Genomic DNA, 22,605 nt, shown 5'->3' with positions numbered 1-22,605 from the left:
GCCCCCATCCCATGGCAACCAGTCCGCTCGCGCCCGACGGCCGCCTCCAGGCCGAGTGCGTGCCCAGCCCGAACCCCCTTCCGGTCTCCACGCCGAGCAAGACCAAGAACGGCGTCCTGCGCCTGACCTTCTCCAAGCCCGACGGCAGCCCCGACGTCGAGTGCCGCTCCATCACCGTGTCCCTGCCCATCGGGACGGCGCCGACCGACCTCACGGACAACCCCGTGCCGATCGACGGCAACCAGGACGGCGGGCAGGGCACCTGGCTGATCGTCCAGCGCCCCTCGAAGGAGAACTCCCTCACCTTCGTCTGCACCCCCGAGGCCCCCGGCAACCAGGTCACCTTCGACGCGGGCCGCCGCTTCACGCTCAAGATCTCCGCCATCCCCGTCGCCCGCACCCCCGGCGACGTCCGGCTCACCGTCACCGCCCACACCGCCACCGACAACGACTGGGAGGACCGCCCCGTGGACACGCCCGAGGTCGGGAAACACCGTGAGGACGCCTCCGCGTTCTTCTTCCGCGCGTTCTCCAGCGTGCAGCCGCGGGTGGCGAACAAGGGCAGGGCGACCCTGCGGTGGGAGGGCAGCGAGGCGGGCACCGAGTACTGGCTGTCCTGGGACGAGGGCGCACCGGTGAAGGTCACCGGCCTCAGCCACCAGACCCACGAACTCACCGACACCACCACGTTCGTCCTGGACGCCCGCACCAAGGGCGCCGACGGCCAGGACGTCCACCACTACCTGTCCACGACGGTCACGGTGAAGGACCCGGACATCGTCGCCAGGACGGTGACGGCGAGCGACAAGGTGACGGTGACGGAGACCTTCACCGCCGACAACAAAGCCGGGAAGAAGACCACGATCGGCGCCACCACCTTCGACGGCAACGTCACCGTCACCACCGGCAACACCCTGACCGTCGCCGGGCAGATCAACGCCAACGGCGGCGTCAACGCCACCACCCTCACGACCAGCGGTGCCCTCAACGCCAACGGCACCGTCACCGCGAAAGCCGACGTGATCGTCGAGTCCGCGTACGTCCTGCGGACCGATCACATCTGGTCCTCCGGCAGGAGCACGACCGGCACCGTCAACCTCCAGAGCAAGGTCGACTTCAAGCAGCCGGTCACCGCCAACAACACGGTCACCGCGAACCGGGACGTCACCATCGACTCCGGCTACTCCCTCAAGGCGGCGAAGATCTACGCCGCCGACGGGACCACGACCGGCACCGTCACCGTCAAGAGCAAGCTGGCCGTGGAACAGGCCGTGACCGCCATCGGCGCCGCCCAGACACTGTTCTCGGACTACCTGTCGGGCTTCGCCGACCGCACCTACACGGCCGCGGGCGGCGACGGATTCGTCCACGTCCGGCTCCAGAGCCTGCGGGCGGACACGTCGTCCAGCGCCTGGCAGTTGCACGCCCACCACCGCATCACCGTCAACGTCGGCGGCGTGGACTACCAGTCCTCGACCGCCCAGTCGGGGTGGAAGGACAACGGCACGTTCCCGGGCGACAGCGTGGTCGTCCCCGTCAAGAAGGGGCAGACGATCCGGGTCACCGCGCAGAAGGGGAGCACGGGCGCGTGGTTGGCGCTCACCTGGACCCCGCTCGGCGGCAGCGACGCGCTGACGTAGGAGCAGCCACCGGCCCCGGAAGAGCACGGCAGCACAGGCCGGTGCCGGCCGCGCCCGGAGGGGGTGGCCGGCACCGGTGAGCCGGGGGGAGCGAATTCACGTTACGGAGAGTTCGACGGCGACCCAAGTCCCGGGTTCTTCCGGGAGTGGCGGTACTACGGTCGGAGAATTGCCGTTCGGGGGCCCGCTCCGCCGGTTCGTCAGAGGATCTTGATGGAGTTCACTTTCGGCGGGTGGTTCGGGTACGAGATGTCCGTCCAACGGTTGACCCGCACCGAGTCGCCGTTGGCGTCGGAGTAGACCAGGTCGTTGTTCCCGGTGGAGATCCGGTCGACCCACCACCCGCCGAAGCCGATCTCCCCACCGTTCGCATAGCAGTCCACGCTGTCGCGACCGTCCAGGTGCGACCAGATCTTCAGGAAGTCATTACGGCTCCCGTCGCACGGGATGTGGTCGATGGCGAAGGCACTGCCGGACGGCACCGCCACGGTGAGGGTGGCCGCCGCGGCGAAGGCCATGGCCATCGAGCCCACGACCTTCTTGACATTCGAGAACATGGATTCTCCCCAGTCGGATCACATGAATAATCGGAGTCCGCTCCACAACGAGTTTCCGTTGCGTCGTGCTCGATCAGTATCCGGAACGCCTTTATGAGGGTCAATCGAACAGACCTTGGCGCACGGCGTTCTCGGTCATTTCCCTCCGGAATTTCGGCAAGGCGTGGGGCGTGTCGTTCCGGTGGGTTCACCCGATGACGTGTCGCGGCCTGCCGGGAGGAGACGGGGCGGCGTCCTCGCGCCCGGGGGGCAGTGTCGGTGGGGCGGGGCGGTGGTGTCAGTCCGGATGGTTCCGGGTTCCGGGGTGGGTGGCGGGTGGTTAGCGTGCCCCGGGCGGTCCGGAGGGGCCGCTGCCACGCGTCTTCAGGAGGTCAGGATGACCGCGCACCACCCCGGTCGTAGGGCTCGCCGCCGGTGTACGGCGTGAGGGGCCGAGCGGTGCCGGGCTCCCTTCCCCGGCTGGCGCTGATGGCGGCCGCGCTGCTGCTGCCGGTGGCCGTACCGGCCGCGCCCGCCGGGGCCGCGCCGACGGCGGTGGCCGGGTTCGCGGCGTCCTGCCCGGCCCGCGGCCAGATCTCCCAGGGCTACAGCCAGGAGCACAACGGCATCGACATCGCCAACGACTACGGCACCCCGATCTACGCGGTGGGCGACGGCGAGGTGACGGCCTCCGGGCCGGCACAGGGCTACGGCCAGTGGATCCGCATCCTGCACCCGGACGGGACCATCACCGAGTACGGGCACATGCGCGAGCGGGACGTGGCCGTCGGCGAGCACGTGACGGCCGGTCAGCAGATCGCGCTGATGGGCAGCGAGGGCCAGGCCAGCGGACCGCACCTGCACCTGCGGGTCTGGGCCGACGCCAACGCGACCGTGCGCACCGACCCCGTCCCCTACCTCGCGGACCGCGGCATCACCATGCCCTGCCGACCGGGGACCGGTCCGCGTCCGGCACCGCTGGTGTATCCGGCGCAGTCCGGGAAGGTGGTGTCGGCCCGCGGCGCCGACGGCCGCCTGGAGGTGTTCGCGGCCGGGGCCAACGGCGTCTCGCACGCCTGGCAGACAGCGGTGAACGGCGCCTGGTCGGACTGGGAGTCCCTCGGCGGCCCGGGCGGCGCCGAGTTGGCCATCGGCCCGAACGCGGACGGACGCCTGGAGATGTTCGCCCTCAACGGCAGCACCCTCCAACACCGCTACCAGCTCGCACCCTCCGGCACCTGGTCGAACTGGGAGACCTTCGGCGGCGGCGGCCACGACCTCGCCGTGGGGGCCAACCAGGACGGACGCCTGGAGGTCTTCGCCTCCGGCCCCGCGGGCCTGTTCCACAAGTACCAGACCGCACCCAACAGCGGCTGGTCCGACTGGGAATCGGCCGGCGGCGGCCCCGCCGACAGCGAAGTCCGCCTCGGCAAGGCCCCCGACGGCCGCCTCGAAGTCTTCGCGCTCAACAACACCACCTTCCAACACCAGTGGCAGACCGCCCCCAGCGGCGGCTGGTCCCCCTGGGAGACCTTCGGCGGCGGCGGACGCGCCCTCACCGTCGACCACAACGAGGACGGCCGCCTCGAAGTCCTCGCCTCCGGCCCCACCGGCGTCTTCCACAAGTACCAGACCAACCCCACCACCTGGTCCGGCTGGGAGCCCACGGGCGGACCGGCCGACTCCCGGCTGACCAGCCAGCCGACGGCGGACGGCCGCGTCGAGGTCTTCGGCATCAACGGCAGCGCAGCGCAGCACATCTGGCAGACCGGACTGAACGCCCCGTACGGCCAGTGGGACACCTTCGGAGGCGGCGGCACCGGGATCACCGCCGCGACCAACGCCGACGGCCGGATCGAGGTCTTCGGGACCAGCAGCGCCGGCGTCTACCACAAGTGGCAGACCGGCTTCTCCACCTGGTCCGACTGGGCCTGGCTCAACACCACCGCCGGCCCCGCCGTCAACTGAGGAGAGCTCACGTGACCAGCACACCACGCGCCCGTCGGGCGCCCCGCCGCGTCCTGCTGTCCGCGCTGACCGCGCTGGGCGTGGCGGCGGGCCTGACGGCGGGCGCCACGCCCGCGCCGGCCGCCACCGGCATCGACCTGTGCGCCGAGGTCGGCTACAACGCGGGCTTCCGGGGCGACGCCCTGGTCACCGCGATCGCCGTCGGCATGGCCGAGTCCAGCTGCAACCCCTCGGCGTCCAACGTCCAGAACAACACCCCGCCGTCCCGCGACCGCGGCCTGTGGGAGATCAACGACTACTGGCACCCCGAGGTCAGCGACGCCTGCGCCTTCGACGCCCAGTGCAACGCCGACGCGGCGTACCGCATCTCCAACGGCGGCACCAACTGGCAGCCCTGGTCGACCTACAACCAGCGCGCGCACGAGCGCTACCTCGGTGCGGCGCAGGCCGCGGTGGACCGGCTCGGCCACCACGACCCGGGCCCGGCGCCGTTGGTCTACCCGGCGAAGTCCGGGAAGGTGGTGTCGGCGCGCGGCGCGGACGGCCGCCTGGAGGTGTTCGCGGCCGGCACGAACGGTGTCTCGCACGCCTGGCAGACGGCGGTGAACGGCGCCTGGTCGGACTGGGAGTCCCTGGGCGGCCCGGGCGGCGCCGAGTTGGCCATCGGCCCGAACGCGGACGGACGCCTGGAGATGTTCGCCCTCAACGGCAGCACCCTCCAACACCGCTACCAGCTCGCACCCTCCGGCACCTGGTCGAACTGGGAGACCTTCGGCGGCGGCGGCCACGACCTCGCGGCGGGTGCCAACCAGGACGGACGCCTGGAGGTCTTCGCCTCCGGACCGGCGGGCCTCTTCCACAAGTACCAGACGGCGCCGAACAGCGGCTGGTCGGACTGGGAATCGGCGGGCGGCGGACCGGCCGACAGCGAGGTCCGCCTCGGCAAGGCGCCCGACGGCCGACTGGAGGTCTTCGCGCTCAACAGCACCACCTTCCAGCACCAGTGGCAGACCGCCCCCAGCGGCGGCTGGTCCGCCTGGGAGACCTTCGGCGGCGGCGGACGCACCCTCACCGTCGACCACAACGAGGACGGCCGCCTCGAAGTCCTCGCCTCCGGCCCCACCGGCGTCTTCCACAAGTACCAGACCAACCCCACCACCTGGTCCGGCTGGGAGGCCGCCGGTGGACCGGCCGACTCCCGGATCACCAGTGAGCGCTCCCCGGACGGCCGGGTGGAGGCCTTCGCCATCAACGGCACCACCGCGCAGCACATCTGGCAGACCGGCGTGAACGCGCCCTACGGCCAGTGGGACGGCTTCGGCGGCGGCGGCACCGAGATCTTCGCCGCCGCCAACGCCGACGGCCGGATCGAGGTCTTCGGCGCCAGCAGCGCCGGCGTCTACCACAAGTGGCAGACCGGCTTCTCCACCTGGTCCGACTGGGCCTGGCTCAACACCACCGCCGGCCCCGCCGTGGGCTGACACCCCCGGCAGTCCCCGGCGGCGCGGATCGGCAGGCACGGCCTGCCGGTCCGCGCCGTCACGTGGCCTGCACCACCATTCTGTTTATTGTCATGCTCAAGGAGGTAACGTTCCGTCCGTCAGGGCAACGGTCGGGGTGCGGCACAGGACAGCAGTGCGCGGGACGGGGGAACGGTGAGTGGGATTCTCGTCCACCTGCCGGAGGGGAACGGCGACGAAGCGGTGACGCTGCGGCTCGGGCCCGGGGAGCGGGCGCGCTTCGGGCGGGGCTCGGCCGGTACGCCGGTGGAGCTCCGGCTCGGCGACGAGTCGGTGTCCCGGCTGGCCGGGGAGATCCACGCGACGGACGACCACTGGCAGTTGAGCAACCTCAGCAACACCCACGCCTACCTGGTGGAGAACCCGGAGGGCGCCGGCGAGTACCTCCGGGTGCCGCCGCGCCGGATCGGCGCGCCGATCCCCTTCGAGTTCGCCCGGGTGGTGCTGCCCTCGCGGCGCGAAACCCCGCTGTCCTTCCAGGTGTTCGCGCCCGACCACGTCTACCTCGACCCGCACGCCCGCGGCGGCTCCTGGGAGAGCCGCACCATGACGGCGTACTCGCTGGACGAGACGGCCACCTACTTCCTGGTGCTGGTCGCGCTCTGCGAGCCGTGGCTGCGCGACCTCTCCCCCGCCGCCGTGCCCACCACCCCCCAGGTGGTCGCGCGGCTGCGCAGCCACCCCGCCTGCGCCCGGCTGACCGCGCGTGCGGTCAGCTCCCACCTCGACTACCTCGCCGACGAGAAGCTCCGCGTCGAGCTGCCCGACGGCGCGGGGCGCCCGGACCGCCGCAGCGGCAAGCGCGAGGCCGTCGTCGGGCTGGCGTTGAAGTTCGGCATCGTCCGCGAGGAGCACCTCGCGCTGCTGCCGCGCCCCGAGACGCCGGGCCCGGACGGTAGGGAACGGTAGGGAGGGCAGCGAGTATGCACGATCCGGCCTTCTACGGGGACGGCGAGGACCTGCTGCCACCCGGCCACCGGGTCGGCGAGTGGACCGTGACGGGGCTCATCGGCGAGGGCGGCTGGGCGACCGTCTACGCCGCGCGCCGGAGCGGGACGGGCGGCACCGAGGGAGGGGACGGAGGGGACGCGGACGGCACGGTCGCACTCAAGGTGCTGCCGACCGCCGGGCTCGCCCCCCGCCAGGCCCGCAGCGTCGCCGAAGCCGCCCGCCGCGAGGTCGAGTTGGCCCGGACGGCGCCGCACCCCCGGCTGGTCCCGCTGCTCGACACCCTCACCCTGGCCGCCCCCGACCACCCCGCGCTGGACGGCGCGATCGTCCTGGTCATGGAGCGCGCCCGGTGCACCCTGCGCGAACTGCTCGCCACCGGCGTCGACGAGGACCGGGGCGGCCGGATCGTGGCCGGCATCTGCGAGGGCCTGGCCCACCTGCACCGCTCCGGCTGGGTGCACACCGACCTCAAGCCCGAGAACGTCCTGATCGGCCGGGACGGCGAGGTCCGCCTCTCCGACTTCGGCCTCGCCATCGAACTCACCGGCACCCACGGCCACTGCGCCCCGATGGGCACCCCCGACTACCTCCCGCCGGAGCGGTGGAAGGAGCCGCTCGGCGAGCAGGGCGTCAAGATCCGGACCACCGCCGACATCTGGGCGCTGGGCATCGTGATCCACGAGGTGTTCGCCGCGGGCGTCCCGCCCTTCCCCGGCGCCACCCCGACCGCGCGCAGCGCCGCCGCCCAGCAGTACGCCGAGGGCCGCGCCGCGCTGCGCCTGGCCTCCGACGTCCCGCCGTTCTGGCGCGAGCTGGCCGCCGACTGCCTCGCCCCGAGCCACGCCGCCCGCGCCCCGCACACCGCGGAGAGCCTGCTGGCCCGGATCCGTGACCACCGGTCCGGACGGCGGCCGCGCCGCCGCAGCCGCCCGCGGCTGCGCCTGGCCCTGCTCGCGCTGGTCGCCGCCGCGACGGCCGCCGGTTCCGCCGCGGCGCTCTGGCCGCGCGCCGAGTCGCCCGGGCACCCCGGCCGGATCCGGGTCTTCAACGCCGAGCGCAGCTGCCAGGACCGCGCCGACCGCGACCCCGCGTGCAGCCTGGGCCTGGCCGTCGACCCGCACCGCCCGTACACGGCCGACAACGTGGTGCCCACCCGGGTCTGGCACGGCGACACCCTCGACGCCGACTGCCGGCTCACCACCGGCCTGCCCATCGTGGACGAGGAGGACCGCACCTCCACCCTCTGGTACCGGGTCCACCTCCCCGACACCGCCGCCGCCTGGCTCCCGGCCGTCCGCACCAAGGACCGCCCGGCCCTCGTCGACTGCCCCTGAGCGCCGCGGCGCACCGGGGGGCGTCCCGCGTGCCACTCCGGATCGTTCCGGATTCCGGGCCCGGCGGGGCCGCCACTACCTTGTCGACGGCGCCGGCCGGACCGGGCGGCGCGGAGTGCAGGGAGCAGCGATGTCGACGACCGCCACCACCACCCGGCCGAGCAGCGCCGAACTCGGGGACCAGGAGCGCGCGGTGCTCCGGGCGGTCGGCTGCGGTCTGAGAGACGACGAGATCGCGGCCGCCCTCGCCGTCACCGAGGAGGCGGTGGCCGGAGCCCTGGCGCGGGTCCTCGGGAAGCTCGGGCTGCGCGACCGGGCCGCCGCCATCGTGCACGCCTTCGACTGCGGACTGGTGGCGCCCGGCCGCGGCCCCCGTACGCCGGGGTCGGCTTCGGCTTCGGCACCCGGGTCGGCGTCGGTGCCCAACGGCGCCACGGTCCGGACGGCCGCCGCGAAGGTGCGGATCTCGGTGCTCGGCCCGCTCCGGGCGCAGCACGGCGGGAGGGACCTGGACCTGGGGCACCTGCGTCAGCAGGCCGTGCTGGCGGCGCTGGCGCTGCACCGGGGACGGACCGTCAGCCAGCAGGAGCTGCTGGACGGCGTGTGGGGGTCGGAGCCGCCGGTCACCAATGTGGTGCCGGTCCATGTGTACCGGCTGCGCAAGGCCCTGCGCCTCGGGGACTGTCCGGGCTCGGTGATCGAGCACGACCGGTACGGCTACCGCCTGGTCGCCGGGGCGACCGAGGTGGACCTGGCCCGGATGGAGGAGCTGGTCACCGCCGCCGGGGCGGCCCACCGGGCGGGCGACCTGTCGGAGGCGGTCCGGCTCTGTTCCCGGGCGCTGGACCTGTTCCGCGGGGAGCCGCTGGCCGGGCTGCCGGGCCCGCTCGCCGAACTGGAGCGGCTGCGGCTGACCGAGCGTCGGATCACCGTCGCCCAGCGGCGTTCGGAGTGGCGGCTCCGGCTGGGGCAGTACGCCGGGGCGATCGCGGAGCTGATGGCGCTGTCCGGGGAGCACCCGCTGAACGAGCCGGTGGCGGCGATGCTGATGGGTGCGCTGTTCCGCGGCGGACGCCAGGCGGACGCGCTGGCCGTGTTCGACCGCACCCGCCGCAGGCTCGCCGACGAGCTGGGGGTCCCGCCGAGCCCCGTGCTGCGGCGGACGCAGCGGCTGATCCTGCGCGGGGCCTGAGCCCGCCCGGCGAACGGTACGGCGAGGCCCCACCGGGGAGGTTCCCGGTGGGGCCCGTAGCCGCACCACCCGGCACGGCCGGCACGGTCAGGAAGGCTCAGGAAGGCTCAGGAAGGGTCAGGAGGCGAAGGCCCGCTCCAGCCGGGGGATCAGGTCCCGGAGGTCCTGTTCCCAGCAGTAGGCGTTGTGGCCGCCGTTGCACTGGCTCCCCCAGGCGGAGCCGTCGCCGTAGTCGACGTAGTAGTAGGGCATGCCCAGGGCGTCCATGTGCTCCTTGACGTGCTTGGACGCGCCTTCGAGCCAGAACTCCAGGTCGGTGGGCGAGCCGTGTCCGTTGCCGACGTAGATGGAGACCCCGACGCCGGCGAGCCGGTCCATGTGCTGGGAGGGGTCGGCCGCGTTCCACCGCCAGTCCGCGTTGAACACCGGGTAGGGGGTGCCGAACAGGGCGTCGCTGTCCACGCCCGGCTTGTAGGGGTCGTTGTTCGGGTCACCGCAGGACCCGGTGGCCGAGCCGCAGAGCGCGCCCTGGGCGTCGATGAGGGAGGCGACGACGGCCAGTCGCAGGTCCATGGAGTCGGCCGACAGGTCGATGTCCCCGGACAGGGACGCGGTCTGGCTGAACAGGTCGGGGCGGTCCTGGGCGTAGTGGAGGGCGCCGAACCCGCCCATGGAGACCCCGGCGACGGCGCGGCCCTTCTTGGTGGCGACGGTGCGCAGGTTGGCGTCGATGAACGGGATCACCTGGTTGAGGTGGAAGTTCTCCCAGTTCTGGGCGCCGAGCTGGGTGTTCTGGTTGAGCCAGTTCGCGTACCAGCCGCGGGCGCCGCCGTCCGGGATGACGGTGATCATCGCGTTGGACGTGGTCAGGGCCGGGTAGTTCTGCTGGATCGGGTCGTCGGGCGAACCGTGCAGGAAGTACAGCACCGGGTAGCGCCGGGTCGGGTCGTCGCCGTAGCCGCTCGGCAGGATGATCTTGATGTGGTGCTTGCCGGTGACCTCGGGGGTGGTGACGGTGAGGTAGAAGTTGGTGGGGCCGCCCACGCTCGTGTCGACCTGGGTCAGGCCGTACCCGTCCGTCATCCGCGGCGGTAGCCCGGTGCCGACGGCGGCGGTGGCCCGGGCCGGAGCGGTGGCCTGGGCAGGAGCGGCCGGGGCGGCCGTGGTGGCCGTCCCGAGGATGCCGGCGACGGCGGCCAGCAGGGCCACCAGCCTTCGCCGGCGGTGCGGTGTCCTCGTCATGGTGGTCCCCCTCGTGGGTGTGGTCGGGTGCGGCGCGGTCTCGGCCGGGGGCTCAGTCAAGGACCTTGACCTCCAGGGCCGGTGAGGCCGCGATCTGCTCCTCGGTGTAGCGCTCGGGCGCCCACTGGCCGGTCGAGAACAGCTTGGTCTGGTCGGCGTAGTGCGGCGAGTTCGGGTTGGCGGACTGGGAGTAGGCCAGCACCGAGGAGGCCTGCGGCGGCCCGTCGGCGGTGAACCGGGTCTCCTGGATGAAGCTGGAACCGAAGGTGATGTCGAACTTGCCGTCGACCGTGCCGGGCGTGACCACGTTCAGCACGCCCGTTTCGTGGATCGCGCCGGGGACCGGGATCTGCTCGCCGTTGCGGGTGACCTTCTGGACGTCCGACAGCCGCGCGTCCAGCGCGATGCCGGCGTTGCGCAGGGAGAGCACGGCCCGGGCGACCGAGTTGCGGACGACGTCGTTGCCGGCGTCCAGCGAATTGGGCGTGTGCACCGGGTCCTTGGGGTCGAAGGGCACCCGCCAGGGCAGCTTCTCGATCGCCTGCCCGCCGCCCAGGAGGAACCAGACGTTCTCGAACAGCCAGGAACCCCGGCTGTCCGGCGTGAAGTCGTGGTTCCAGGCGGCCAGGATCGGACACGCCTCGCTGATGTTGACCAGGTTGCCGTCCACCAGCACGAGCCCGAACGGCGCGCCCTGGCAGGCGCTCACGGTGGCGTTGAGGGCCAGGTCGGCCGCCCTGCTGTGGTCGGAGAACAGCAGTTGCCGCATGGTCTCCGGGGTGAAGCCCCGGCCCGGCAGGCCGTCGGTGCCGTTGATCCGGTTCTGGGCGGTGAGGATCAGCTGCTGGGTGCGCAGCGTCCGGGGCGCCGCGCTGTCGCCCATCACCCGGGGGAAGGACAGCGGCTGCTCGGGGTTGGCCAGCCAGGCGCTGTCGTTGGCGTTGCCCACGAAGTCGGAGCGGATCAGCCGCGGTTGCCGGTGCGGGTCCATCAGCCCCGGCGCGACGGCGTTCGGGTCGTTCGGCCAGTCGCACTCGCTGCGTTTGCCGTCGAAGATCGACACCGGTGGCACGTTGGGCTGCCGCAGCGACTGGTTGAACAGGATCTGGCCGGTCAGGGTGAGGCAGGACTGCGCGTGGGCGTCGGTGATGTTCGGGGTGGCCTGGATGTCCGCGTAGAGCGCGTTGCCCTTGCGGTCCGAGGCGACGGTGTTGAAGAAGGGGACGCCCTCGGTGGTCTCCAGGACGTTCACCACCTCGTTGACGTCCTTGGCCTGGTCGAGGTGGAACCAGGTGTTCAGCGCCCGCAGGTTGTCCATGTTGGCGTCCCGCACCGCGTGCGCGCTCACGACCCAGGGCAGCGGGATGCCCTGGACCGAGGTGGTGATCGGGCCGTAGCGGGTGGCCCAGAGGGTCCTGGTGACCCGGCCCACCGAGCCGTCCGGGTTCAGCACGTCGACCCCGACCTGCTGCGAGGTCATCGGCGTCCAGACGCCGTCCACCAGGTAGTTGGTGGGGTGCAGCGGGTCCACCTGGACGTCGAACAGGCCGAACGGGGCGACCGTGGCGACGGTGTGGCTCCAGGCGACGTCGTCGTTGTGCCCGATGTTCACGGCGGGCAGGCCGAGCAGGCTGGCCCCGGAGACGTTGAAGCGGCCCGGGATGGTCAGTTGGGCCTGCCACATCCGGTTCTTGCCCTGCCAGGGGAAGTGCGGGTTGGCCAGCAGCATGCTGGTGCCCCCGGACACCCCCTGGGCGCCCACCGCCAGGGCGTTGCTGCCCATGCTGCCCTGCTGCCGGGCGGCGGCCATCGCCTCGCGGATCCGGTTGCCGGTCTCCTCCGGCGAGAGCTGCGGCGCGGCTGCGGCCGGCTGGGCGGCACCGGGCTGGGCGGCGACCGAGGCGCCCGGGGGTGCGGCGTTGACCTCGCCGTCCACCAGCGGGTCGGCGCTGCCCATGATGATCTCGGCATGGGCGTGCCGGTAGACGTCCAGTTCGGTGATCGGCCGCACCCAGGCGGCGCCGCGGCAGGCCGGGTCGGTGATGTTGCCGACCCCGGTCTCGGCCAGGTACCGGTTGTAGCCCTGGACGTAGCCGCGGATGGCCTCCTTGACCTCCGGCTCCGGGCCCCTGGGCGCGGGCTGGTCGATCAGCCCCTCCACCACCCGGTTGTCGTTGATCCGCTGGAAGTAGAGGTCGCTGTTGAGGTTGGTGGTGACGTTCTGGTTCTGGCCGGGGCTGGCCTTGCCGTCCGGGCCCAGGTAGCGGGAGCGCTGGGCGTTGACCATCAGGTAGGTGTCGGCCAGGGTGCAGATGTTGTCCTTGGCGGCGGCGTACCCGTAGCCCTCCCCCAGCCCGGCCAGGTCGGCGGCGATGATGTGCGGGATGCCGTACTCGGTGTAGCGGATCGTCGGTTTGTCCGGTGCGCCGGCGGTGGCCGCCGGTCCGGCGGCCGGTGCTCCGGCGGCCACCGTCGTGCCCATCAGTGCCACCGCGGCCAAGACCGCCACCGGCAGCCTCGCTGTGAGTCCCCTCCGCGCCATCGGGCCGTCCCTTCCCTGTCATCCGAGGGTTTTGTCCGTACGCGGCCACGCTAGGGAGGGGCGATGACAGACCGATGACGCAGGCCCCCGCCACCGCCCCCCGCAGACGACTCACCACCTGCCGGCGGCCGGGCGGCGCCCGGGCACTGACAGGTGGTGAGGGGGCCGGTTGCGGGCCCGGCGGCTACGGGTGACTACGGGCGGCTACCAGCTCGCCGGGTACCAGGCGCCGTTGTACCACTGCTCGTTGGCGCCGTCGTTGTGGTGGTCCATGTTGAAGTCTTCGGGGTAGTTCTTGACGTGGTTGTTCGGGTAGGTCCAGATGCCGGCGGACTCGTCGCAGACGTAGTCCCAGTGGCAGATCGTCTTGACCGGCACGTTGCCGAAGAACCGGTCGGCCCCCGCCAGCGGGGCGCCGATGATGCCGCCGAACGGCACGGCCCCGCCGTTGGCCCCGGGCGGGCCCTGGCGCTTGGGGTCGGCGACCAGGATGGCGTTGACGTTGCCGAAGGTCTGCCAGTTCTCGGTCACCCACACGTGCACCACGCCGGCGCCCAGCGAGTACCCGGCCATCTTGACGTGCTGGTCGGGACAGGCCGCGCGCTGGTCGCGGACCAGCCGGTTCAGCTCGCTGACGCCCGCCCGGGTGCTCGCCCCGTTGGGGATCTGCGTCGGGTAGCCGACGTGCTGCTGGATGTTGCCGTAGAAGCCGTCGTTGTTCCAGGAGCTGCCGGTGCCCCCGACGACGATCGTGTAGGTGCCCTCGCACGGGGCGGCCACGCGCGTGGTCGCCGCCTGTGCCGTGGCGCCTTGGGCCGCCGTCAGCCCCACCGTCAGCAGGAGCCCGGCGGACGCGGCGGCGATCTTTCGTGCTTGCATGGCGTTTCCTCCCCACGAGGTCGGCCCGCCCGCCCGCTCCGTTGCGGTGCGTGGTGGGCCCAGGTCACCGGAGGACCATCGCAGCGGGCGATGACAGGGCGATGAAGCCGATCGTCCGGGGGGCGCCGCCGCCGGTCAGGAGCGGCGGGCCGGACGGCGGCGCGGGGTGCCGAAGGCGCGCAGGAAGGTGTCGACGCCGGTGCGGACGGCGGTGGCGAGGTCGGCGGGGGCGACGGGCCGGGTGCCGAGGGCGGAGAGGCCGGGGAGGTTGCCGGAGACCAGGGCGATGAACTGGGCCGCCGCCACGGCCGGGTCGTCGAGGTCCAGGTGGCCGCGGTTGGCCAGGCTGGAGAGGCGGCCGGCCAGGACGTCCTGGACGGGCTGGGAGCCGCGGGCCACGACCTGGTCGTAGAGGTCGGGCAGCCGGGAGGCCTCGGCGTAGAGCAGCCGTTGCAGGGCCCAGCCCTCGTCGCTGAGCTGGCACTCGACCACGCGGTGGGCCACCCGTTCCAGTTCGGCCGCGAGGTCCTGTCCGTCGTCGGGGAGGCTGGCGAGGGCGGCGACGATGCGGTTGGCGGTGCGTTCGGCGCCGTCCCGCATCACCACCCGGAAGAGGTTCTCCTTGTCCCCGAAGTGGTTGTAGAGCGTCGGCTTGGCCACTCCGGCCGCCGCGGCGATGGCGTCGATGCCCGCCTGGGCGTAGCCCTCGCGCGTGAACACCTTGACCGCGGCGTCCAGGATGGCGCTGCGCTTGTCGATCCGGCCACGGCCCGTACCCGGGAGTTCACGTTCGTTCACGTTCCTCACAGTAGCGCACAGGTGCTTGCTAAATCGGATCTGAACTCATGAGTTCAGTTTCAGGGGAGGCTGCGCACCAGGGGCCTTGCTGGGGCGGGTGCCATCTCGGGTTCCACCTCCCATGGAGCGGACGGCAATTGAACAACCTAGTTCAGTCTGATTAACTACCCGGGTCAGTGGGAATCGTTTCGCGCCAGTCCCTGGGCGAGAACTGACCATTCATCGGCGCTCCGGTTCCGGAGCCGGTCTCCTAGGAGTACGGGGTGTCCGCCACGCGTGGCCTGCCGGGCATGCGCCCGCTGCTCGCCGCCACCCGCCGGGCGATCGACCTCTCCCGTACCGACAGCGCGCTCTGTACCCGGCCGCGTTGTGCCCCCGCGCGGCCCGGCAGCCACTGACCGGCCGGCGCGACGGCCCTCGCGGCGACCCCGACCCGTCCCCGGCGGCCCCGCCGCCGTCCGCGCCTCGGAGAGAAGCCCCGCCATGCGACCGCACCCCGACACCCTCGCCCCCGCCGCCGCCCCCGCCGCCGCCGCCAGGACCGCGACCCGGCACCGAACCGCCGTGCACAGCAGGGGGTTCCGCTCCAGACTCGGCCTCGTCGCCGCCCTCACCGTGCTCCCGCTGACCGCCGCCTGCGCCGGCTCCGCGACCACACCGGGCGGCGCCGACGCCGCCGGCGGCGACCGGCCGGTGGCCGGCGGCACCCTCACCCTCGCCGTCCCCTACGGCCCGACCTGCCTCGACCCGCACCAGGGCCAGGCCGACGCCCTGTTCTCCCGGGCCGCGCTGGACTCCCTGGTGTGGCAGGACGACAGCGGCACCGTCCAGCCCTGGCTGGCGAAGTCCTGGAAGATCTCCGAGGACCAGAAGACCTACACCTTCACCCTGCGCACCGGCGTCACCTTCAGCGACGGCACCGCCTTCGACGCCGCCGCCGTGAAGGCCAACCTGGACCACGTGGTCGCCCCCGCCACCAAGTCCGCCGGCGCCGCCCAGCTGATCGAGAACTACCGCTCGGCCAGGGTGGTCGACCCGCAGACCGTGGAGGTCACCCTCGCCGCGCCCGCCTCCTCGTTCCTCACCGGCCTGGCCTCCCCGAGCCTCGGCATCGAGTCGCCCGCCACCCTGGCCGGCGACCCCAAGGCGCTCTGCTCGAAGATCGTCGGCACCGGCCCCTTCACCAGCGCCGAGGGGTTCACCCCGCAGCAGGGCATCACCTACCAGCGCCGCGCCGACTACGCCTGGGCCCCCGAGGGCGCCGCCAACCGGGGCGCCGCCCACCTGGACCGGCTCACCGTACGGATCGTCCCCGACAGCTCCTCCCGCCAGGGCGCGCTGACCAGCGGTCAGGCCGACGCCGCCGCCGCGATCGCCCCGGTCAACGTCGCCAGGCTCAAGGCCGACCCGAAGTTCACCGTGCAGAGCGCCGTCTCCCCCGGCGTGCCGTGGAGCCTGAACCCCAACACCGAGAAGGGCCCGCTCGCCGACGTCCGGCTGCGCCGGGCGCTGCGCAACGGCATCGACTGGCACCTGATCGTCCAGAAGCTCTACTTCGGCGTCTTCCCGGCCGCCACCGGACCGCTCTCCCCGTCCACCCCCCAGTACGCGGCGGGCGTCGCCGACCAGTACCGGTACGACGCGGCGGCCGCCGGGAAGCTGCTGGACGAGGCCGGCTGGACGGCGCGCGACGGCGAGGGCTACCGCACCAGGGACGGGAAGCGGCTGAGCCTGGACTTCCTGTACATCGGCGAGTACTTCGGCCAGTACACCGCCCTGGCCACCCAGATCCAGGCCGCCGCGAAGGACCTCGGGATCGAGATCCGCAACCAGAACCTGGACACCGGCACCTACGTCAAGCGCGTCCTGGCCGGGGACTACGACCTGCTCAACAGCAGCGCCAACAACTCCTCCCCGGACGCGCTGCGGCTGGTCTTCGGCAGCGCCCACATCCCCACCGCCAAGATCGACAACAACGCCGCCCGCTACCACGACGACCAGGTCGACGCCCAGCTCGCCGACGCGCTCGCGACCACCGACGTGCAGCGGCAGAAGACCCTCTACGCCGCCGTTCAGCAGAAGGTGAGCCAGGACGCGGCGATCCTGCCGGTGTTCAGCAACGCCTACGTGCTGGGCACCTCCGCCCGGGTGCGGGGCGTCGTCTTCGAGCAGCAGAGCTTCCCGAACTTCGCCGACGCCTGGCTCGCCCGGTGACCGGCGCCGTGGCGGACCGCCGCCCCGGCGGCGCCGCGCTGAACCGCCTCGGCGGCGCAGCCCTGCGCCGACTCGGCAGCGCCGTCCTGGTGCTCTGGGGCGCGGTGACGCTCGCCTTCCTCGCCCTGCACCTCACCTCCGGCGACCCGGTCGACCTGCTCACCGGCCTGCGCGGCACCGGCGACGGGCTGCGCGAGGAGATCACCCGGGAGTACGGGCTCGACCGGCCGCTGCCGGTGCAGTACCTGACCTTCCTCGGCCATGTGCTGCGCGGCGACCTCGGCGACTCCTACGTACTCCACCTGCCGGTGCGCACCGCGATCGGCCAGCAACTCGGCCCGACCCTCCAACTGCTGGGCGCCACCGTGCTGGTGACCGTCGCGCTGGCCGTCCCGGCGGCCCTGCTGACCGCCGGCCGGCCGCGCTGGGTGCGCACCCCCGTCGCCCTGCTGGAGGGCCTGGGCGTGGCCGTGCCCGCGTTCTGGCTCGGCACCCTGCTGCTCGCCCTGTTCTCCTTCCGGCTGCGCTGGTTCCCCGCGCTGGGCGCGCCGGGGCTGGACGGGCTCGTGCTGCCCGCCCTGGCACTGGCCGCCGGGCCCGCCGCCGTGATCACCCGGGTGCTGCGCCGCGGCCTGGAACAGACCCTGGACGAACCCTTCGTCACCACCGCCCGGGCCCGGGGCCTCGGCGAGGCCGCCGTCCGGCTGCGGCACGCGCTGCGGCACGGCCTGCTGCCGGTCACCACCCTGGTCGGCTGGCTGACCGGCTCGCTGATCGGCGGCGCGGTGGTGGTCGAGTCGGTCTTCTCCCGGCAGGGGCTGGGCACGCTCGCCGTCACCGCCGTCCGCAACAAGGACCTGCCGCTGGTCATCGGCATCGTGCTGGTCGCGGGGCTGGTCTACACCGTCGTCAACACCGCCGTCGACCTGTCCTACCGGCTGGTCGACCCGCGGCTGCGCACCAGCGAGAGCTGAGGAGGAAACCCCGTGGTCATCCCCCGCATCCGCCCCGGCGTCGCGCTGGGGCTCGCGGTCTGCGTCCTCCTGCTGCTGGCCGCGCTCGCGCCGGGCCTGTTCGGCGGCGCCGGGCCGGACGCCGCCAACCCCGCCGACACCCTGCTGCCGCCCGGGTCCGCGCACTGGATGGGCACCGACGAGAACGGACGCGACGTCTACTCCCGCGTCGTGCACGGCGCCCGGCCCTCGCTGCTGATCGGCCTGGCCGCCTCCGCCCTGGCGCTGGCGGCCGGCACCCTGGTGGGCGTGCTGGCCGCCCAGGGCGGACGGGCCGTCGACCGGATCGCCGGCCGGCTGCTGGACGTGCTGCTGTCCGTCCCGGGCGTGCTGCTGGTGCTGCTGGTCGTCGCGGTGCTGGGCACCGGCACCGGGAACCTGGTGGCCGGGCTCGCCCTGGTCACCCTGCCCGGGTACGCCCGGCTGGTGCGCGCCGAGGTGCTGCGGGTGCGCGGCACCGGCTACGTCGAGGCGGCCACCGTGCTCGGCTGGTCGCGGCTCCAGGTGGTCCTGCGGCACGTCGTGCCGAACGCCGTCGGGCCGCTGCTGGCGCTGGCCACCGTCGGCGTCGGCGGCATGATCGTCACCGGCTCGGCGCTCAGCTTCCTCGGGCTGGGCCCGCAGCCGCCCACCGCCGAGTGGGGCGCGATGCTCGCGGGCAGCGGCGACTACGTCCAGGTCGCCTGGTGGACGGCGGTCTTCCCCGGGGCGGCGATCACCCTCACGGTGCTGGCCGTCTCGGCCGTCGGGCAGTGGCTCCAGGACCGGGCCGAGGGGCGGGTGGCGCGATGAGCACCGAGACCCGGTCCGAGCCCGCGCACCCGCGGACCGAGCCCGCGCCGCCGGTGGTCGAGGTGCGCGGCCTCCAGGTCGCCTTCCCCGGCCGGCGCGGCCCGGTCACCGCCGTACGCGGCCTGTCGCTGACCGTCGGCGCCGGCGAGAGCGTCGCCCTGGTCGGCGAGTCCGGCTCCGGCAAGAGCGTCACCGCGCGCGCCCTGGTCGGGCTGACCGGGCCGGGGGCGCGCACCACCGCCGAGCTGTTCCGGATCGACGGGCGCGACGCGGGCGCGCTGACCGACCGGCAGTGGCGGCCGCTGCGCGGACGCCGGATCGGCTTCGTGCTCCAGGACGCGCTGGTCTCGCTCGACCCGCTGCGCCGGGTCGGCGACGAGATCGCCGAGGCGCTGCGCGCCCACCGCACCGTGCCGCGCGCCGAGGTGCCCGCGCGGGTCCTGGCCCTGCTCGCCGAGGCGGGGGTGCCCGAACCGCGGCTGCGGGCCCGGCAGTTCCCGCACCAGCTGTCCGGCGGGCTGCGCCAGCGCGCCCTGATCGCCTCCGCGCTCGCCGCCGACCCGGCGCTGCTGATCGCCGACGAGCCCACCACCGCCCTGGACGTCACCGTCCAGGCGCAGATCCTGGAACTGCTCGCCGAGCGGCGCCGGGCCGGCCGGGCGCTGCTGCTGATCAGCCACGACCTGGCGGTGGTGGCGCGGGTCGCCGACCGGGTGCTGGTGATGAAGGACGGCGAGGTGGTCGAACACGGCCCCACCGCCGAGGTGCTGGCCGAGCCCCGGCACCCGTACACCCGGCAGCTGCTCGCGGCCGTGCCCCGGCCGGGGGCGCGCGGCACCCGGCTGTCCGGGCCGCGGGCGGGCGCCGAACTGCCCCGGCCGCGCACCGGGAAGCGGGTGGTGCTGCGCGCCGAGGGCCTCGGCAAGTCCTTCGCCGTCCCGGGGCACGCCCCGGTGGCCGCCGTCCGGGACGTCTCGCTGACCCTGCGGGAGGGCCGCACGCTCGGCATCGTCGGCGAGTCCGGCTCCGGCAAGAGCACCACCGGGCGCCTGCTGCTGGGCCTGGCCGCGCCGGACACCGGGAGCGTCGAGGTGGACGGGCAGTCCTGGCAGGGCCTGCGCGGCGCCCGGCGGCGCGCCCTGCACCGGCGGATCCAGGTCGTCCACCAGGACCCGCTCAGCAGCTTCGACCCGCGCTACCCCGTCGCCCGGATCATCGCCGAGCCGCTGGCCGCCACCGGGGTGCCCCGGCGGGCCCGGGCCGGCCGGGTCGCCGAGCTGATGGCCCAGGTCGGGCTGGGCCCGGAACTGCTGCACCGCCGTCCGCGCGAACTGTCCGGCGGACAGCGCCAACGGGTCGCGATCGCCCGGGCGCTGGCACCGCGCCCGCGGATCGTCGTGCTCGACGAGCCGGTGGCGGCGCTGGACGTCTCCGTCCAGGCCCAGGTCCTGGACCTGCTGGCCGAGCTGCGGGCCGAACTCGGCGTGGCCTACGTGTTCGTCTCGCACGACCTCGGCGTGGTGCGCCACGTCGCCGACGAGGTGCTGGTGATGAAGGACGGCGAGGTCGTCGAGTCCGGGGACGTCGCCGAGGTCCTGACCGCGCCGCGCCACCCCTACACCCGCCAACTGCTGGACGCCGTCCCCCACCTGGACGGCCCGAACCCCGGGAAGGCCCGATGAGCACCGAACGCGAGCTCCACCTCAACCTGCACATGGTCGGCGGCGCCATGGGCGTGCACCCCGCCGCCTGGCGCGAACCCGGCTCCGACCCGTACGGCTTCGCCCGGGTGGAGACCTGGGTGGACGCCGCCCGGACCGCCGAACGCGGGCTGATGGACGCGGTCTTCCTCTCCGACACCCCCGGGGTCTTCGCCGACATCCAGACCAGCCCGCACGGCGCGTACTACCACGAGCCGACGCTGATCCTCACCGCGATCGCCGCCGCCACCTCCCGGATCGGACTGATCGCCACCGCCTCCACCACCTCCAACGAGCCCTACAACATCGCCCGCCGGTTCAAGTCGCTGGACGTGCTCAGCGGCGGGCGGGCCGGCTGGAACGCCGTCACCACCTACATCCCCCAGGTGGCGGCCAACTTCGGCGGCAGCGGCCTGGCCCCGCGCACCGACCGGTACGCGCGCGCCGAGGAGTTCGTGGACATCGTCAAGGCGCTGTGGCGCAGCTGGGAGCCGGAGGCACTGGTCGCGGACGTGCGCACCGGGCGGTTCACCGACCCGGGGCGGCTGCGGCCGATCTCCCACCAGGGCGAGCACTTCAGCGTCCGCGGGCCGCTGCCGCTGCCGCCCTCCGCCCAGGGCCACCCGCTGGTGGTGCAGGCGGGCGCCTCCGAGCCGGGGCGCGAACTGGCCGGGCGGACGGCCGACGTGGTGTTCTCCGGGGCCAAGACCCCGGACGTCGCGCACGCCTACGCCGCCGACGTCCGGGCCCGGGCCGAACGGCACGGCCGCGACCCCCGGTCGGTCAAGATCCTGCCCGGGCTGATGACCACCGTCGCCGACAGCCGGCGCGAGGCGCTGGCCCGGCTGCGCCGGCTGGACGAGCTGGCCGGCCACGCCCCCTGGCGCGGGGCGCACATCGAGGCGATCGGCACGCCCGAGCAGGTCGCCGACGTCGCCGAGGAGTGGTTCGTCTCGGGCGCCGCGGACGGCTTCACCCTGATGCCGGACGTCTTCGCCGACGGACTGCCGGCCTTCGTCGACCTGGTGGTGCCGATCCTGCAGAAGCGCGGCGTCTACCGCTCGTCCTACCGGGGCAGCACGCTGCGCGAGCACTACGGACTGCCGCACCCGTACCCGACCCCCGCCCCGGCCGGCGTGTGACCACCGCCGCCCGGACCCGGTCCACCCGCCCCCGGCGCACCGGGGGCCGACTCCTGAGGAAACAGGCATGACCGCGTTCTCCGTCCTCGACCAGGGCCCCCGACGGGCCGGCACCGGCACCTCCGAGCTGCTCGACGAGGCCGTCCGACTCGCCCGGCACGTCGAGGCGTTGGGATTCAGCCGGTACTGGGTCGCCGAGCACCACGCCGAGGCGGCGGTGGGCATCTCGGCGCCCGAGATCGTCATCGCCCACCTGGCCGCCCGCACCACCCGGCTGCGGATCGGCGCCGGCGGGATGCTGCTGCCCAACCACTCGCCGCTGCACGTCGCCGAGCAGTTCCGCACCCTGGAGGCGCTGCACCCGGGCCGGATCGACCTCGGCATCGGCCGCTCCACCGGCACCGGGCACGGGCCGACCGCCGCCCTGCTGCAGCGCTCCTCGCTCGCCCCGGACGTCTTCAACGGCCAGCTGGCGCAGCTGCTGGCCTTCGGCGGGCACACCGCCCTGCCGGACGGGCACGAGCTCGCCGCCGTCCGGGCCGTGCCGACCGACGCGCCGCTGCCCGAGGTGTTCCTGCTCGGCGGCAGCCCCGCCTCGGCGGGCACCGCGGCCCGGCTGGGCCTGGGCTACGCGTACCTGGCGGCCTACCAGGACCCCGCCAACGCCTTCACGGCGCTGCGCCGCTACCGGGAGCAGTTCCGGCCGGCCCGCGAGGGCGCGCGGCCGTGGGCCGTCCTGACCCTGACCGTGGTGGTGGGCCGGGACGACCGGCACGCCGAGGAGCTGGCCACCCCGTGGCGGCTCGCGCTGGCCCAGCACGCGGTGGGCCGCTCCGCGCCGCTGCTGTCCGTCGAGGAGGCCCTGGGCCACCGGCCGTCCCCGGCCGAGCAGGCCGCGCAGCGCACCCCGCCGCTGAACGACCTGCGCTCGGAGGTGGTCGGCGGGCCGGACACGGTGGCGGCGAAGTTGAAGGCCTTCGTGGCCGAGTCGGGCGCGGACGAGGTGATGGTGGTGGCGAACACCTACGACCCGGCGGACCGCCGGGAGTCCTACACCCGGCTGGCCGAGCTCGCGGGCCTGGCCTCCTGAGCTCCTGACCGCCGGACGTGCCGCAGGGGTGGGACACCGGCCGGTGTCCCAC

The 22,605-nt window shown here is 73.7% G+C and carries 18 protein-coding genes; 13 read left to right on the top strand and 5 right to left on the bottom strand.

The features are described from left to right. The first annotated feature begins 11 nt into the window (after positions 1–11). Positions 12–1,640: a hypothetical protein gene (locus tag ACFWXO_RS23850; RefSeq protein WP_380525751.1), complete on the top strand. Its 1,629-nt coding sequence runs from the start codon at positions 12–14 to the stop codon at positions 1,638–1,640. Positions 1,641–1,840: 200 nt separating this feature from the next. On the opposite strand, the gene ACFWXO_RS23845 is transcribed toward ACFWXO_RS23850, so the two are convergent. Then, positions 1,841–2,197 (bottom strand): beta/gamma crystallin domain-containing protein, encoded by a 357-nt coding sequence (locus ACFWXO_RS23845; RefSeq protein ID WP_375894624.1) that lies wholly within the window; start codon positions 2,195–2,197, stop codon positions 1,841–1,843. Positions 2,198–2,665: 468 nt separating this feature from the next. On the opposite strand from ACFWXO_RS23845, the gene ACFWXO_RS23840 reads away from it, so the two are divergent. The 5 genes from ACFWXO_RS23840 (at position 2,666) to ACFWXO_RS23820 (ending at position 9,141) form a co-directional block, all read left to right on the top strand. Continuing rightward, the gene (locus ACFWXO_RS23840) at positions 2,666–4,144 is read left to right on the top strand and encodes a peptidoglycan DD-metalloendopeptidase family protein (protein WP_380525774.1); all 1,479 of its coding nucleotides are present in this window, start codon (positions 2,666–2,668) and stop codon (positions 4,142–4,144) included. Between the two features lie 11 nt (positions 4,145–4,155). Further along, the gene (locus ACFWXO_RS23835; protein ID WP_380525749.1) at positions 4,156–5,625 is read left to right on the top strand and encodes a hypothetical protein; all 1,470 of its coding nucleotides are present in this window, start codon (positions 4,156–4,158) and stop codon (positions 5,623–5,625) included. A 174-nt stretch (positions 5,626–5,799) separates the two neighbouring features. Continuing rightward, positions 5,800–6,573: a serine/threonine protein kinase gene (locus tag ACFWXO_RS23830; RefSeq protein WP_380525747.1), complete on the top strand. Its 774-nt coding sequence runs from the start codon at positions 5,800–5,802 to the stop codon at positions 6,571–6,573. 14 nt (positions 6,574–6,587) lie between these two features. Beyond that, complete coding sequence (locus ACFWXO_RS23825) at positions 6,588–7,949, top strand: serine/threonine-protein kinase (protein ID WP_380525745.1); 1,362 nt, start codon at positions 6,588–6,590, stop codon at positions 7,947–7,949. Positions 7,950–8,079: 130 nt separating this feature from the next. Further along, positions 8,080–9,141, top strand: coding sequence for a BTAD domain-containing putative transcriptional regulator (locus ACFWXO_RS23820; RefSeq protein WP_380525743.1), 1,062 nt, complete (start codon positions 8,080–8,082; stop codon positions 9,139–9,141). A gap of 117 nt (positions 9,142–9,258) precedes the next feature. Here the strand turns inward: ACFWXO_RS23820 and ACFWXO_RS23815 are convergent, their stop codons facing one another. The 4 genes from ACFWXO_RS23815 to ACFWXO_RS23800 form a co-directional block, all read right to left on the bottom strand. Continuing rightward, positions 9,259–10,383 (bottom strand): alpha/beta hydrolase, encoded by a 1,125-nt coding sequence (locus ACFWXO_RS23815; RefSeq protein WP_380525741.1) that lies wholly within the window; start codon positions 10,381–10,383, stop codon positions 9,259–9,261. Between the two features lie 52 nt (positions 10,384–10,435). Beyond that, a complete protein-coding gene (locus ACFWXO_RS23810; protein WP_380525739.1) occupies positions 10,436–12,865 on the bottom strand; it encodes a penicillin acylase family protein in 2,430 nt (809 codons plus the stop codon). A gap of 264 nt (positions 12,866–13,129) precedes the next feature. Continuing rightward, positions 13,130–13,804: a cutinase family protein gene (locus tag ACFWXO_RS23805; protein WP_380525737.1), complete on the bottom strand. Its 675-nt coding sequence runs from the start codon at positions 13,802–13,804 to the stop codon at positions 13,130–13,132. A 135-nt stretch (positions 13,805–13,939) separates the two neighbouring features. Continuing rightward, positions 13,940–14,602, bottom strand: coding sequence for a TetR/AcrR family transcriptional regulator C-terminal domain-containing protein (locus ACFWXO_RS23800; protein ID WP_375893149.1), 663 nt, complete (start codon positions 14,600–14,602; stop codon positions 13,940–13,942). A gap of 263 nt (positions 14,603–14,865) precedes the next feature. On the opposite strand from ACFWXO_RS23800, the gene ACFWXO_RS23795 reads away from it, so the two are divergent. From ACFWXO_RS23795 to ACFWXO_RS23765, 7 genes are all read left to right on the top strand, one after another. Next, a complete protein-coding gene (locus ACFWXO_RS23795) occupies positions 14,866–15,000 on the top strand; it encodes a hypothetical protein (RefSeq protein ID WP_375893150.1) in 135 nt (44 codons plus the stop codon). A gap of 85 nt (positions 15,001–15,085) precedes the next feature. Further along, positions 15,086–16,816 (top strand): ABC transporter substrate-binding protein, encoded by a 1,731-nt coding sequence (locus tag ACFWXO_RS23790; protein WP_380525734.1) that lies wholly within the window; start codon positions 15,086–15,088, stop codon positions 16,814–16,816. Beyond that, a complete protein-coding gene (locus ACFWXO_RS23785; RefSeq protein ID WP_380525732.1) occupies positions 16,813–17,790 on the top strand; it encodes an ABC transporter permease in 978 nt (325 codons plus the stop codon). The genes ACFWXO_RS23790 and ACFWXO_RS23785 overlap by 4 nt, the downstream gene beginning before the upstream one ends. Before the next feature lie 12 nt (positions 17,791–17,802). Beyond that, a complete protein-coding gene (locus ACFWXO_RS23780) occupies positions 17,803–18,621 on the top strand; it encodes an ABC transporter permease (protein ID WP_380525730.1) in 819 nt (272 codons plus the stop codon). Continuing rightward, a complete protein-coding gene (locus ACFWXO_RS23775; protein ID WP_380525728.1) occupies positions 18,618–20,303 on the top strand; it encodes a dipeptide ABC transporter ATP-binding protein in 1,686 nt (561 codons plus the stop codon). The genes ACFWXO_RS23780 and ACFWXO_RS23775 overlap by 4 nt, the downstream gene beginning before the upstream one ends. Next, positions 20,300–21,463: an NtaA/DmoA family FMN-dependent monooxygenase gene (locus ACFWXO_RS23770; protein WP_380525726.1), complete on the top strand. Its 1,164-nt coding sequence runs from the start codon at positions 20,300–20,302 to the stop codon at positions 21,461–21,463. The genes ACFWXO_RS23775 and ACFWXO_RS23770 overlap by 4 nt, the downstream gene beginning before the upstream one ends. Positions 21,464–21,530: 67 nt before the next feature. Next, positions 21,531–22,553 carry an LLM class flavin-dependent oxidoreductase gene (locus ACFWXO_RS23765; protein WP_380525724.1) on the top strand — a complete coding sequence of 341 codons (1,023 nt, stop codon included), beginning with the start codon at positions 21,531–21,533 and terminating at the stop codon, positions 22,551–22,553. Positions 22,554–22,605 lie beyond the last annotated feature (52 nt).

The sequence above is a fragment of the Kitasatospora sp. NPDC059088 genome (assembly GCF_042738155.1).
Taxonomy (GTDB): Bacteria; Actinomycetota; Actinomycetes; order Streptomycetales; family Streptomycetaceae; genus Kitasatospora.
Note: the sequence above shows the minus strand (reverse complement) of the source record. Positions and strands in the feature narration are given on the sequence as shown.

Excerpts from the sequence above, each read along its gene's own strand:
- ACFWXO_RS23815 (WP_380525741.1), bottom strand. The coding sequence starts at position 10,383 with ATGACGAGGACACCGCACCGCCGGCGAAGGCTGGTGGCCCTGCTGGCC.
- ACFWXO_RS23770 (WP_380525726.1), top strand. The coding sequence starts at position 20,300 with ATGAGCACCGAACGCGAGCTCCACCTCAACCTGCACATGGTCGGCGGC.
- ACFWXO_RS23775 (WP_380525728.1), top strand. The coding sequence starts at position 18,618 with ATGAGCACCGAGACCCGGTCCGAGCCCGCGCACCCGCGGACCGAGCCC.
- ACFWXO_RS23805 (WP_380525737.1), bottom strand. The coding sequence starts at position 13,804 with ATGCAAGCACGAAAGATCGCCGCCGCGTCCGCCGGGCTCCTGCTGACG.
- ACFWXO_RS23765 (WP_380525724.1), top strand. The coding sequence starts at position 21,531 with ATGACCGCGTTCTCCGTCCTCGACCAGGGCCCCCGACGGGCCGGCACC.
- ACFWXO_RS23790 (WP_380525734.1), top strand. The coding sequence starts at position 15,086 with ATGCGACCGCACCCCGACACCCTCGCCCCCGCCGCCGCCCCCGCCGCC.
- ACFWXO_RS23850 (WP_380525751.1), top strand. The coding sequence starts at position 12 with ATGGCAACCAGTCCGCTCGCGCCCGACGGCCGCCTCCAGGCCGAGTGC.
- ACFWXO_RS23840 (WP_380525774.1), top strand. The coding sequence starts at position 2,666 with ATGGCGGCCGCGCTGCTGCTGCCGGTGGCCGTACCGGCCGCGCCCGCC.
- ACFWXO_RS23820 (WP_380525743.1), top strand. The coding sequence starts at position 8,080 with ATGTCGACGACCGCCACCACCACCCGGCCGAGCAGCGCCGAACTCGGG.
- ACFWXO_RS23810 (WP_380525739.1), bottom strand. The coding sequence starts at position 12,865 with ATGGGCACGACGGTGGCCGCCGGAGCACCGGCCGCCGGACCGGCGGCC.
- ACFWXO_RS23825 (WP_380525745.1), top strand. The coding sequence starts at position 6,588 with ATGCACGATCCGGCCTTCTACGGGGACGGCGAGGACCTGCTGCCACCC.
- ACFWXO_RS23845 (WP_375894624.1), bottom strand. The coding sequence starts at position 2,197 with ATGTTCTCGAATGTCAAGAAGGTCGTGGGCTCGATGGCCATGGCCTTC.